The sequence below is a fragment of the Sphingomonas pokkalii genome (assembly GCF_003096275.1).
Classification (GTDB): Bacteria; Pseudomonadota; Alphaproteobacteria; order Sphingomonadales; family Sphingomonadaceae; genus Sphingomonas; species Sphingomonas pokkalii.
On the sequence record NZ_QENQ01000001.1, the window covers coordinates 1668883 to 1681636 of the forward strand.

Genomic DNA, 12754 nt, shown 5'->3' on the forward strand with positions numbered 1-12754 from the left:
TTCGGGCATGTCGAGACACTTCGTTCCTGCTCGCCGCTTCCTGCTCCCTGCATTGCTGATGGGAACCGCGCTGTTCGCCGCCGCAGCCGCCCCGGCGGAACCCGATCACCGCCCGGCGATCGCCCGGTTGCTCGCGCTTCCGATGGCGGTGGGGCTGGTAGGGGCGAGCGACCAGCCGGTATTCGCCTGGGTGGAACTCCGCGCGGGTGTTCGCAACATCTGGCTTTCGTCCAGCCGGGAACAGGCGCCGCGCCGCCTCACGGACCGGACCATCGATGACGGCGTCGATCTCCATAGCCTCGCGTTAAGTCGCGACGGCACGTCCATCGCCTGGGTTCAAGGTGGCGATGCCGAATTTCCCGATCTGCCGCCGCCCAACAGCGGCCATGCGGCAAAGGGCGGCAGCCAAACCATCTGGGTCCGCGCGACGGCTGAGGGCGCGGTGGCTCGGTCGCTGGGGGAGGGGCACCTGCCGGTGTTCTCGCCCGATGGCCGCAGCATCGCCTTTGTGGCAGGCGGGACGCTGCTGCTTGCGTCGGTGGCGGAGGGCGGGCCTGCCACGCTCGCCCAACTGCCCGGCACGATCGAGTATCTGTCCTGGTCGCCGGACGGCAAGCGGCTGCTTTTCGTCAGCCGGCGGGGTGATCACGGCCTGGTCGCACTGTTCGATCTGGCCAGCGGTGCACTTCGCTACCCCGATCCGGCGATGACGCAGGACGTATCGCCGATCTTCTCGCCCGACGGCCGCTCGATCGCCTTTGTCCGGTCCACCCCGCCGCCTTTCGGCGCCACCGGCACAGAGGCTTCCTATTGGAGCATACGCGTCGTCGATCTGGCGACGGGCCAGGCCCGCACCGCCTGGCAGGCGGCGGTCGGGGCGGGCGGGGACTATTATGGTACCCGGACTGCCAATCTGTTCTGGAGTGCCGACGATCGGCTGCTCTTCCCCTCCGAGGCGAGCGGCTGGGTGCATGTGCTGGCGGTGCCGGCCAAGGGCGGCGCCGCGATCGACCTGACGCCTGGCGAGGCCGAAGTCGAGAATTTCACGCTGTCTGCCGATCGCCGCACGCTGATCTTTGCCGGCAATCACGGCGATCTCGAACGCCGCCACGTCTGGCAGCGCCCGCTTGCGGGCGGCAGCGTGCGGCAATGGACGGCCGGGAACGGAATCGAGGGTTTCCCGACCGTGGCGGGAGGCATGCTTGCCGTGGTCGCGAGCGATGTGCGCCGGCCGCCGCATGTCGCGCTACTGCCCCGCGCGGGCAGGCTGGTTCCTCTCGAGACGGATGGTGACCCTGCCGAAACCCGCAATTTCGTCGTACCCGAACCGGTGCGCTTCACGACGGCGGATGGCGTGACCGTGCACGCCACGTTGTTCCGCGCGCAGGGCGGGGGCAACCGGCCGCACCCGGCACTGATCTTCCTCCACGGCGGCCCTCGGCGGCAGATGCTGCCAGCGTTCCACCTGATGCCCTATTACGCCAACGCCTATCTGCTTAACCAGCACCTCGCCATGGACGGCTTCGACGTACTGGCGATCAATTATCGCAGCGGCACCGGCTATGGCCGCGCCTTCCGCGAGGCAGCCGAGACCGGGCGGGAGGGCGCCAGCGAGTATCGCGACGTGCTGGCCGCGGCGCGTTGGCTGGCCGCGCGGGGAGATGTCGATCCGCACCGTATCGGTCTGTGGGGTGGCAGTTGGGGCGGGTATCTGACTGCGCTGGGGCTGGCCCGCGACAGTGGCACCTTCGCCGCGGGGGTCGATCTCCATGGCGTCCACGATCTGGTCCGTGCGCCGCCGCCGATGCTGCCACCCGCTGCGCAGGAGCGCTGGCGTGAGACTGCGTGGCAATCCTCGCCGGTCGCGGCGCTCGATCGCTGGCGCTCGCCGGTGCTGCTCGTCCATGGCGATGACGACCATAATGTCGACTTCGCCCAGTCCGTGCGCCTGGCGCAGGCGCTGACCGCGCGGGGCGTGCCGCTGGAGACGCTGATGCTGCCCGACGAGCGCCACGAATTCTTCCGCTACCAGAGCTGGGTAGAAGCCTATGCCGCGGCAGAGGGCTTCCTCGTGCGCACGCTGGGAAGCTCAGCCCCGCAATAGTGCGAGGGCGTTGGAGGCGAGCAGGCGCGGGGACGGGGCCGATACCGGCAGTGCCTTCGTGGCCGGTCGAGCGATCGGGGACAGCGCGGCGATGCTGGCGGCGGCAAGGAACTGGCGGCGTTCGATCATGGCTGTGCCTCCGTCGTGCGGGCAGGCAGGCCCGCGAGATAAAGCGCGCCGCTCAGCGCATCGCCCAGCGGTTCGCTGAGCCGCGCGACGGTGCGGGCCCGCAGCCACGGCCGCATCTTCGCCGAAAGGCCGCCGAGCAGCGCGCAGCGCGTGGCACCGCGTTCGAAGATCGTCTCGATGAAGCGTTCGATATGGCCGACTGCGTCCTCGACGATCGAGCGGGCGATGATGTCGTCGGCTTCGGCATAGTCCATCACCAGCGGCGCGAAGCTGCCATAGTCGCGCGGGGTAGCCTGATCCATCCAGGCGATGGCGCGGGCGGTATCGTGGCCGAAGCGTTCGGTGACGGCGGTGCTGAGCGGTGTCGCACGGGTCCGCCCGTCCAGCGCACGCAGCGCGTGGCGCATCGCGCTCAGGCCCAGCGCGGCACCGCTGCCTTCGTCCGAAATGGGAAAGCCATAGCCGCCGATCCGGAAATTCTGCCCACCCACGCGCACCTGCGCGACGCTGCCGGTGCCGATGATCAGGACAGCGCCGTCGCCGCCACCATGGGCGCCGAGATTGGCGATGGCGGCATCGGTATCGAACATGGTCGATGCGAAGGGAAAGACGAAATCGTCGAGCGCCGCGCGAACGCCAGGGCGTGAAATGCCGGCGATGCCCATCGCCGCGCGGGTGCCAGCAACCTGCGTCGCATCCAACCCGGCCGCGCGGATTGCCTGTTCGGCTACGTCAAGCAGCGTGGCGTACAGTGTCTGCAATCCCAGCCCGGCGTTGGCGGGGCCGGCCTGGGCAGTGGCGAGCAGCCGGCCGGTAGCATCGACCAGGCGGCAGCGGCAGGTGCTGCCGCCTGCATCCACGCCGAGGAAGAACTGCGTCATTCCGATCCTCCGCTACTGCGTCTGCACTTCTTCCAGCGTCGTGCGGAACCGGCCGTCCAGCCAGGCGGTGATCTCGCGTGCCGCCGGATGGTCGATCGCGCCATAGCGCTCGCGCAACTCGGCAAAGCGGGGGCCGAGATTGTCGAGCCCGGTGTCCTGCAAGGGCAGGATGTCGCGGCGGAGTATCGTCGCCAGTTCGCGGCCGAGCACTGTGGTGGCCGCATCGAGGAACGCCGCGCCATAGGCATAGCGCTCGCCCTCGCGGTAGCTGGCGGCCAGCGTCAGGGCCGGAATGCAGGACAGGATCGGTTGTGAGGCCGGATTGATCGCATGGCCGCTGACATGGTGGCGGATCGCGGCGGGGCGGCCGGTAAAGGCGCGCAGATGCAGGAACTGCGACATGCGGACGCCATCATTGACCGGATAATTGTCCCACAGGCAGACCTTGCGGCCGAGTTCCTGCTGGACCCGTTGGAGATGGGCGACGCCGATCTCGCGCGACACGACTTCCTCGCCGGTCCAATAGACCCGCACCGCGCGATCCAGGTAGCGCCCCAGTTCAGGCAGATAGGCCGGCGGCCGCTTGCCCCAGGCGCGTTCGAGGATGGGATCGTCCGAATAGAAGCTCGGGCAGAAGAACACCTGGGTGGCGCGGCTGTTGTTCGCGCAGAAATCGACCAGTTCGGCCTGTCCGCGTGCGAGATCGGGCAGTTCGGCGGGCAGGTCGTCGAACAGGATGGCGAGGTCGTCCAGGCCCAGCGCATCGAGCTGTCGCAGCTTCTGCTTCAGGGCGGCGCGCGATTCCTCGCCGAACGGGTGGGTGCTGCCGACCGGCGTCAGCGCCACGCCGAAGCGAACCTTGCGCGCCCTGCATTCGGCGGCGAAGGCAGCGAGCGCGGCGAACTGCTCGGGCGGATGCGGCTCGCGCCAGCGACGGCGCAGGAACGGGTCCGCCTTGGGGCCGTAATGGTAGAAGCGATAGCCGGCGGCCGCCAGCGTCCGCAGGACGGTGGTGCGGTCCGCCCAACTCCAGGGCTTGCCGAAAAAGCCCTCGATCACGCCCAGATTCAGCGCCATGCATGTCCCTTCCGGTGGTTTTCCCCGCGCCGTGCCATCGCGGCGACCGCCTCCCGCAGCACGGTCTCCTGCAGCGCATTCAGCGCGGGATAGGGTTCGCCATCGCGCCGGTGGAGCCGATTGGTCAGCAGCACGACGGTGAGCCCAAGCCGCGGGGAGAACGCGAACCAGGTGCCCGTAAAGCCGGAATGGCCGTAAAAGGGCGCAGCGATCCCGCTAAGTTCGGTCTTGTGGAAGCCCAGGGCCTGATCGGGATCAAAGGGCGTCTGCTCGAACGCGGCGATCGTCTCTGCCGGTGCGAGCCGCCAGCGCCCGTAGCAGCCGCCGTTCAGCAGCGTCTGGGCGTAGCGGGCCAGATCCGTCGCGGTCGAGAACAGCCCGGCGTGACCCGCGACGCCACCCCAGCCGAGCCAGGCATTGGCGTCGTTCGCCTCGCCGATCAGCATGGCGCTGCGATAGCCGGAAAAGGGCTGGACGGGCGGAAAAGGCGCGGCGGGATAGGGCTTGCCGGTTTCCGCCATGCGCCGCTGGTACGCATCCCCTTCTGAAGTCGCCGCGGCGCGCCGGCCCAGCGCCGGTGCGGGGAGGAAGCCGGTGTCGACCATGCCGAGCGGGCGATAAACCGTTTCGCGGAGATAGCGGTCGAGCGGCATCCCGGCGGCCTGGACGACGATCGTGCCGAGCAGCATGAAGCCGAGATCGGAATAGGCGAAGCGCGCACCCACCGGGTAGCGCAGTGGCAGTGCCGCCAGATAGGGCAGCACTTGGCCCGATGTGTCGCGGTGCAGCCAGGTCGGTTGCCATTCCCATAGGCCCGCGCGGTGGGTGAGCAACTGGCGCAGGGTGATTTCCGCCTTGTCGGTGTCCCGGAACCCCGGCAGCAGCATCCCCAGCCGGTCGTCGAGCGACAGTCTGCCCGTGCCGACGAGATGGAGGATCGCGGCGGTGGTCGCCTCGACCTTGGTGACCGAGGCCATGTCGAAAAGCGTGTCGATGGCCATCGCACGTGGCTTGGCTAGCGGCCGCAGCGTCCCCTCCGGCGTGGAGGCCAGCGTCTGGGCATCGCCAAAGGCGGCGCGATGCACGATGCGCCCCCGTTCCGCCAGCAGCAGGACGGCGCCGGGGTAGAGCGTACCGACGCCGGTACGCACCGCCGTTTCGAGCCTGGCGTAGCGGGTGCCATTGGGCGCGACGGGCGTGGTCTGGAGCTCGGGACAGGTATCGACGGTTGCAGCCAGCGCAGCGGCTGGCGCCAGCAATGCCGCGCACGCCACCAGCCGCCCCAGGGTCATGCGGGTGCGGGAACGGCCTTCACGCGGGTTACGGATCGTCATGCGCTCCATCCTCCCAGCCATAGCACGCTGCCGTCGGGCACCCCATTCCACCAGGACCGGCAGCTATAACGGCCGGCCATGGCCCAAGCTTTACAGGGGTCGGAAGGATATGCGACCCGTTCCGCGGGTGAAGGCGGCAGGTCCGGCGAGCACTTCCTTCCAGAATGGGTGGCGACAACGATGGCACTCTCCTTCACGCTGGCAGACTGGATCGTGATCGCGGCTTATTTCGCGATATTGCTGATCGGCGGTTGGGTGTTCATGCCGCGCCATACCGAAACCGCGCGGGATTACTTCCTTGCCGGCGGAACGGTGCCTGCGTGGCTGGCGGCGGTCTCGGTGCTGTCTGCGACCCAGTCGGCGGCGACCTTTCTCGGCGCGCCCGACTATGGCTACAGGGGGGACTTCAGCTATGTCGGCTCCAACCTGGGCGTGCTGCTGGGAGCGATCTTCGTAGCGCACGTGCTGATCCCGCGCTTCTATGCCGCACGGGTCACTACAGCCTATGAACTGCTGACCCAGCGGTTCAGTACACGCGCGACCCGCTGGGCAGGGGGCATGTTCCTGGTCGGCCGCGTCTTTGCGGGGGGCGCGCGCATCTACCTCGCCGCGATCGCGATCGCCATGGTCGCGACGATGACGGTGAGTGCGACGAGCATCCTGTTCGCGGCCGCCGCATTGGTGGCGGCCAGCTTCCTGTTCACCTTTGTCGGCGGGCTGCGTTCGGTACTGTGGAACGACCTGGTGCAGTTCGTCATCTATCTGGGATCGGCGATCGCGGTGCTGGTGTTCCTGCGGCTATCGATCCCCGCGACCAATGCCGAGATCCTGCAGGGGCTGGCGTATACCCCGGAGGGCATCAACAAGCTGCGCCTGTTCGACCTCTCGACAAGCCTGGACAAGCCCTTCTCGCTGCTCGCCATCGTCACCGGAGTGACGTTGCTGCACACCGCGTCGGCGGGGATGGACCAGGATATGACGCAGCGGCTGCTCGCCTGCCGCGACGCGCGGACCGGCGCGCGGGGCCTGTATCTTTCGGTGCTGGCGACCGTGCCGGTGGTGGCGCTGTTCGTCACCATCGGCCTGCTGCTCTACATATTCTATGATCGACCCGATCTGATGCGCGGCGCGACGGCGCAGGCCGGCCAGCAGTTCGGCGGCGAGAAGATCAGCATCTTCATGCACTATATCCTCACCGAGGTGCCGCCCGGGCTGCGCGGGCTGGTCACCGTAGGCATCACCGCGGCGGCGGTGGCGACGACCAATTCGGCGCTCAACGCCATGTCTTCCGTGCTGATCCAGGACTTTTATCGCCCTTGGCGCGAGAAGCGCAGCGCCGCCGCAGACCGGCATTATGTCGTGGCCGGGCGGGTGGGCATGGCGCTGATCGGGCTGGCGATGCTCGCCATGGCGGTGGCATCCTATTTCTGGCAGCACCATTCGAACATGGGGCTGCTGGAATTCGCGCTGCAGGTGATGGTGTTCGCCTATGCGGGGCTGCTCGGCGTCTATTTCGCCGCGGTGTTCACGGCGCGGGGAACCACGGGTTCGGTTATCGCCGCGTTGCTTGCCGGCTTCGCCACGGTTTCGCTGCTCCAGCCGGCGATTGCACGCGCGATCGGATTGCCAGCTCCGTTGACGGCCCTGGCGTTTCCTTTCCAGCTTTGCATCGGCACGCTCGTCGCCTTCCTCATTTGTATCGCGCGCGCCTCGCCCAGCGTCGCGCGCGGCTGAAAGGACGCAGTGCCATGGCAACTGAAAAGATCGATCCCCGCTACGAAGATATCGATCAATGGCCGATCGCCCGCGCGGTCGAGGCAATGGTGGACGGTCAGGCGGCGGCGATCGCCAGTGTTCGGGGGCTGACCGGGCCGATTGCCGCGGCGGCGGAAGCAGCGGGGCTGCGGCTCGGGAGTACGGGCCGGCTCGCTTATGTCGGCGCCGGTACCTCCGGGCGGATTGCCGTACAGGATGGGGTGGAGCTTTATCCTACCTTCAACTGGCCTCGTGCGCGGGTGCATTTCCTGATGGCCGGGGGGCTAAAGGCGCTCACCGAAGCGGTCGAAGGCGCCGAGGATGATGCGGAAGCGGGTGCGCATGCGGTTCGGGAAGCAGGGTTTGGGGCGGCAGATGTGGTGGTGGGCCTCGCAGCGAGCGGTCGTACGCCATACACCGTTGCGGCGATGCGCGCAGCGCGTGCCGCTGGCGCGCTGACGATCGGCATCGCCAACAATCCCGCAACGCCGCTGCTGGACGCGGTAGACCATCCTTTGCTCGTCGACACCGGGCCGGAAGTTGTCGCCGGCTCTACCAGAATGCAGGCCGGGACGGCGCAGAAGGCCGTCCTGAACCTGTTGTCCACCGCGATCATGCTGCGCAAGGGGCTGGTCTATCGCGGCCGGATGGTGAACATGCGCGTATCGAACGCGAAGTTGCTCGCGCGGGGACAGCGCATGGTAGCGGATCTTGCACATGTCGATCGCGACGCTGCTGATGCCGCTCTCGAAGTCGCCGATCGCGACGTGAAGACGGGCGTCTTGATTGCCATGGGCGCGAGCCTTGAAGAAGCGAGGGCGCTGCTGATCGCAAGCGATCTGAATTTGCGTGCCGCGCTACGGCTTTGGCGCCGCGAAGCGTAGCGCGTGGGGCGGACCCTCGCCGACACACCGATCCGGCAGCTTGCCGGTGCGATCAGGGCTGGCTGGATCTGCGAGCAGGCCCGCCCGCAACCTGGAACGTAGAGCAGGAAGCGGGCTGCGCCGGCACGCGTCAATTTCAACGACCGCCTTCCCCCAGCCGTTCCGCCGCAAGTCCCTAAAACAGGTTAAGACCCGCCGGGCGGCTAGCGCGGATCGGCCGAAGAACGATCTGCTAAAGGGCCGTCAGTCGCGCCAGCTGCGATCGATTCGGTCTACCAGCCGCACCATCGCTGCGAAGTCCGCGGCGCCGGGGCCGCCGGGGACCTGCGCCATGTGCACGTCGCGCTGGTGGACGGCGACGACCTCGGGGGCAATCTCGATCGGCTGGCCCATGCCCATCGTCGCGACCTGGATCTCGCAGGCGCGCTGCAACGCCCAGTGCTTGACGAACGCCTCCGGCAGCGTGCGCCCCATGGCGAGGATGCCGTGATTGCGCAGCAGCATGACCCTTTTGTCACCCAGGTTGGCAAGCAGCCGTTCGCCTTCCTCGTCGCGCACGGTGACGCCTTCGAAATCATGGTAGGCGATCTGGCCGATGAAGTTGCAGGCGTAGAAATTGGTCGGCCGCAGCCCGCCTTCCAGCGACGCGACCGCCATGCCGGCGGTAGTGTGGCTGTGCATGATGCAATGGGCATCGGGCAGGTGGCGGTGGAACAGCGCATGCTGGACAAAGCCCGCCCGGTTCACCGGATAGGGCGAGTCGTCGAGCTTGTTGCCGTCGATATCGATCTTGACGAGGTTGGAGGCCTTTACCTCGCTGAAGTGCAGCCCGAAGGGATTGATCAGGAAGGCCCCCTCCTGATCCGGCACTTTGACGGTGATGTGGTTGTAGATCATCTCCGACCAGCCGAGCATATCGAACACGCGGTAGCAGGCGGCGAGTTGCTGCCGCGCTTCCCATTCGGCATCGCTGGGCTTGGGAGCTTGGGCGAGCGCGGTTGCCATGGAACCTCTCCGATATATGTTTTAGAGGTTTGGGTATGCCATGAAGCGAGTGATTTCCACAAGCTTCAGCGGAAGCCGTATGGCACTGCCCGGCGGCGATCGGGGTCGATCTCGATCATCGATCCGGCGGGCGGGAAGGCGCGCTGGTCACAGTCCAGGCGTGGGCAGATGCGGCACGACGCGCCGATCGGGGTGGCGGCGCCGCCGGTGCGCAGCGCATCGGCATAGACGAAGTCGGCGGCATGGGCTTCTTCGCAACCCAGTGCCACCGCATAGCGCCGCGGCGGACGGGCGAAACTGCCCGAGGGTTTCACGAGCCCCTTGGCCATCGACACATAGCGGGTGCCGTCGGGCATCTCGGCGAGCTGGACGAGGATGCGATCGGGGATCGCCACCGCCTCATGGACGATCCATAGCGGGCACGCGCCGCCCAGCGCGGCGAATTGCAGGCGTGTGGCCGAGTGGCGCTTGGTGATGTTGCCGGCCATGTCGACCCGGCAGAAGAATACCGGCAGCCCCTGCGCGCCGGGCCGCTGGAGCGTCGAGAGCCGGTGGCAGGCCTGCTCGAAGCTCACCGCGAAGCGCTGACGCAGGCGATCGATGTCGTGGCGCAGTTCATAGGCGGCGGCGCGGAAGCGGCCATAGGGCATCAGCAGCGCGCCCGCGGCATAGTTGGCGAGCCCCACGCTCAGCAGTTCGCGCGCGGCCGGCGCGGTGAGCCCGGCCCGCTCGATCACCACGCGCATTTCGTTGGCGAATTCGTAGCGCACCAGTCGATGCGCGAGCAGAAAGGCGCGGCTTTCCGGCGGAAGCGCATGGTTGAGCGCGAGCGTACGTGCGGCCTCGTCGAAGCGACTGAGCTCGCTGCCGTCGCCTTGGGCGCCGATCACCCGCACGCCGTGCCATAGCCGCAGCCGATCCTCGAAGGCACGGACGATATTGTCGTCCTCCAGGGCCAGCGCATCCGCCAGCAGCTCGGCGGAGCGATCGATGGCGTCGATATAGTTGCCCTCCGCCTGAAACCAGTCGCGCACCTCCTCCCAGGGGAGGGGCGCGGCGTCGCCGGAGCCGGTGTCGAACCGGTCGTCGAGCACACGCAGCTGCTCCTGGCTGCGGCGATAGGCATCGTGCAGCGCGACCATCCGCCGGGCGAGCAGGGGCTGCTGCTCGATACCGCGGCGGATATCGGCCTCATCGATCCGGTCGGTGGGAACACTGCTGTCGGTCGCGGCGTCGATCGCGCGGAGCAGTGCGGCCGTACCGTCCTCGCCATTGATCTCCGCCGCCTCGACCGGAAATTCGCGGGCCAGCGCCAGCAACACGCCATCGGTGATCGGCCGGTCGTTGTTCTCGATCTGCGAAAGATAGGAGACGGAGATGCCCAGCCGCTGGGCCATCCCCGCCTGGGGAATGTTCAGGCGGCGGCGTAAGTCGCGCAGGCGGAAGCCTTCGAACAGGCGGCGGCGGGGCAGGGGCTGACTGGCCATGGGAATGCATAATCTGCAAACCTCATCGCCGCAACTTTGCAACATTGCATTTGCGACAGGGCCATGGCCCGGTGCAGAAGCCCCGTCCACGGAGAGAGATGCCGATGTCGTCGACGATCGAGGAACTGGAACGCCGCCGCGCCGCCGCCCGTCTGGGTGGTGGTCAGAAGCGGATCGACGCGCAACACGCCAAGGGCAAGCTGACTGCCCGCGAGCGGCTCGAGATATTGCTCGATCAGGGCAGCTTCGAGGAGCTCGACATGTATGTCGAGCACAACTGCACCGATTTCGGGATGGAAGCTCAGGTGATCCCCGGCGACGGGGTGGTCACCGGATCGGGCACGATCAACGGCCGCCTCGTCTTCGTGTTCAGCCAGGATTTCACCGTGTTCGGCGGCTCGCTTTCCGAGCGGCACGCGCAGAAGATCTGCAAGATCATGGACATGGCGCTGAAGGTCGGCGCGCCCGTAATCGGCCTTAACGACAGTGGCGGCGCGCGCATCCAGGAGGGCGTCGCCTCGCTCGGCGGCTATGCCGAGGTGTTCCAGCGCAACGTGCTGGCGTCGGGTGTGGTGCCGCAGCTTTCGCTCATCATGGGGCCGTGCGCCGGCGGCGCAGTCTACAGCCCCGCAATGACGGACTTCATCTTCATGGTGAAGGATTCGTCCTACATGTTCGTCACCGGCCCGGATGTAGTGAAGACCGTTACCAACGAGATCGTCACGCAGGAGGAGCTGGGCGGCGCGGTGACGCATACCACGAAGTCGGGGGTCGCGGATGTGGCCTTCGAGAACGATATCGAGGCGCTGCTCGCGGCCCGCGACTTCGTGGACTTCCTGCCGGCCTCGAACCGCGAGGCGCCGCCCGAGCGGCCGAGCGATGACCCCTGGGACCGGATCGACGAGAGCCTCGACACGATCATCCCGCCCAACGCCAACCAGCCCTACGACATGCACGAGCTGATCCGGAAGACGCTCGACGAGGGCGAGTTCTTCGAGCTGCAGCCGGCCCATGCCGGCAACATCCTGATCGGCTTCGGCCGGATCGAGGGGCGCACGGTGGGCGTGGTGGCGAACCAGCCGATGGTGCTGGCGGGCTGCCTCGACATCAACGCCTCCAAGAAGGCGGCGCGCTTCGTGCGCTTCTGCGACGCGTTCGAGATCCCGATCCTGACCTTCGTCGACGTGCCGGGCTTCCTGCCGGGCGTGGGTCAGGAGCATTCGGGGATCATCAAGCACGGCGCCAAGCTGCTCTTTGCCTATGCCGAGGCGACGGTGCCGAAGATCACGGTGATCACGCGCAAGGCCTATGGCGGTGCCTATGACGTGATGGCCTCCAAGCATTTGCGCGGCGACCTCAACTATGCCTGGCCGACCGCCGAAATCGCGGTGATGGGCGCCAAGGGCGCCGTGGAGATCATCTTTCGGGGGCGTACGCCCGAGGAGATTGCCGAGCGCACCGCCGAATATGAACGGCGCTTCGCCAACCCGTTCGTGGCGGCGAGCAAGGGGTTCGTCGACGAGGTGATCATGCCGCACTCGACCCGGCGGAGGATTGCGCTCGGCTTGCGCAAGCTGCGGAACAAGCAGCTCGAGAACCCGTGGAAGAAGCACGACAACATCCCGCTGTGATGCGGGTCTGATCGAGGACTGCGATGAAACTCGGCCGTCTCAACCATGTCGGCGTGGCGACGCCGTCGATCGAAGCGTCGATCGCCTTCTACCGCGACGTGATGGGGGCGACGGTGATCCGCGCGCCGTTCGACCTGCCGGCGCAAGGCGTCAAGGTGTGCTTCGTCGACACGCCCAATAGCCAGATCGAGCTGATCGAGCCGCTGGGCGAGGCGTCGCCGATCCATGGCTTCCTGGCCAAGAACCCGGCGGGCGGGCAGCACCACCTCTGCTACGAAGTGCCGGACATTCACGAGGCCAAGGCCTGGTTCGAGGCCAAGGGCTGCAAGGTGCTCGGCGAACCGCGCATCGGCGCGCACGGTACGCCGATCTTTTTTGTCCACCCCAAGGATATGGGCGGGGTGCTGACCGAAATCATGGAGACGCCGCGTGAAGGGCATTGAGGATAATTCCCTCTCCCCTTGTGG

11 protein-coding genes are annotated in these 12754 nt (G+C 67.3%); 5 read left to right on the top strand and 6 right to left on the bottom strand.

What is annotated here, in order from left to right:
• Positions 1 to 7 precede the first annotated feature (7 nt).
• Positions 8 to 2104, top strand: coding sequence for an alpha/beta fold hydrolase (locus tag DD559_RS07565; protein WP_116468641.1), 2097 nt, complete (start codon positions 8 to 10; stop codon positions 2102 to 2104).
• Here the strand turns inward: DD559_RS07565 and DD559_RS19785 are convergent.
• From DD559_RS19785 to DD559_RS07580, 4 genes are read right to left on the bottom strand one after another with little or no spacing between them, the layout of a single operon-like run.
• Positions 2090 to 2233 carry a hypothetical protein gene (locus DD559_RS19785; RefSeq protein ID WP_165831044.1) on the bottom strand — a complete coding sequence of 48 codons (144 nt, stop codon included), beginning with the start codon at positions 2231 to 2233 and terminating at the stop codon, positions 2090 to 2092. The genes DD559_RS07565 and DD559_RS19785 overlap by 15 nt on opposite strands.
• The gene (locus DD559_RS07570) at positions 2230 to 3114 is read right to left on the bottom strand and encodes a glucosamine kinase nucleotide-binding domain-containing protein (protein ID WP_116468642.1); all 885 of its coding nucleotides are present in this window, start codon (positions 3112 to 3114) and stop codon (positions 2230 to 2232) included. The genes DD559_RS19785 and DD559_RS07570 overlap by 4 nt, the downstream gene beginning before the upstream one ends.
• Before the next feature lie 12 nt (positions 3115 to 3126).
• The gene (locus tag DD559_RS07575; protein WP_116468643.1) at positions 3127 to 4191 is read right to left on the bottom strand and encodes a beta-N-acetylglucosaminidase domain-containing protein; all 1065 of its coding nucleotides are present in this window, start codon (positions 4189 to 4191) and stop codon (positions 3127 to 3129) included.
• Positions 4182 to 5525 carry a serine hydrolase domain-containing protein gene (locus DD559_RS07580; protein ID WP_240610162.1) on the bottom strand — a complete coding sequence of 448 codons (1344 nt, stop codon included), beginning with the start codon at positions 5523 to 5525 and terminating at the stop codon, positions 4182 to 4184. The genes DD559_RS07575 and DD559_RS07580 overlap by 10 nt, the downstream gene beginning before the upstream one ends.
• Positions 5526 to 5705: 180 nt before the next feature.
• Here DD559_RS07580 and DD559_RS07585 point away from each other — a divergent pair, with 180 nt between their 5' ends.
• Together DD559_RS07585 and DD559_RS07590 are read left to right on the top strand one after the other, a co-directional pair.
• Complete coding sequence (locus DD559_RS07585) at positions 5706 to 7259, top strand: sodium:solute symporter (protein ID WP_116468645.1); 1554 nt, start codon at positions 5706 to 5708, stop codon at positions 7257 to 7259.
• A gap of 14 nt (positions 7260 to 7273) precedes the next feature.
• Entirely contained in the window at positions 7274 to 8164 is an 891-nt protein-coding gene (locus DD559_RS07590; protein WP_116470782.1) for an N-acetylmuramic acid 6-phosphate etherase, read from the top strand.
• 243 nt (positions 8165 to 8407) lie between these two features.
• On the opposite strand, the gene DD559_RS07595 is transcribed toward DD559_RS07590, so the two are convergent.
• Both DD559_RS07595 and DD559_RS07600 read right to left on the bottom strand, forming a co-directional pair.
• The gene (locus DD559_RS07595) at positions 8408 to 9169 is read right to left on the bottom strand and encodes a class II aldolase/adducin family protein (protein WP_116468646.1); all 762 of its coding nucleotides are present in this window, start codon (positions 9167 to 9169) and stop codon (positions 8408 to 8410) included.
• A gap of 65 nt (positions 9170 to 9234) precedes the next feature.
• Entirely contained in the window at positions 9235 to 10656 is a 1422-nt protein-coding gene (locus DD559_RS07600; protein WP_116468647.1) for a helix-turn-helix domain-containing protein, read from the bottom strand.
• 104 nt (positions 10657 to 10760) lie between these two features.
• Between DD559_RS07600 and DD559_RS07605 the strand changes: the two genes are divergently transcribed.
• Positions 10761 to 12287 (top strand): acyl-CoA carboxylase subunit beta, encoded by a 1527-nt coding sequence (locus DD559_RS07605; protein ID WP_116470783.1) that lies wholly within the window; start codon positions 10761 to 10763, stop codon positions 12285 to 12287.
• Between the two features lie 23 nt (positions 12288 to 12310).
• The gene (gene mce / locus DD559_RS07610; RefSeq protein WP_116468648.1) at positions 12311 to 12730 is read left to right on the top strand and encodes a methylmalonyl-CoA epimerase; all 420 of its coding nucleotides are present in this window, start codon (positions 12311 to 12313) and stop codon (positions 12728 to 12730) included.
• The last annotated feature ends 24 nt before the right edge of the window (positions 12731 to 12754 follow it).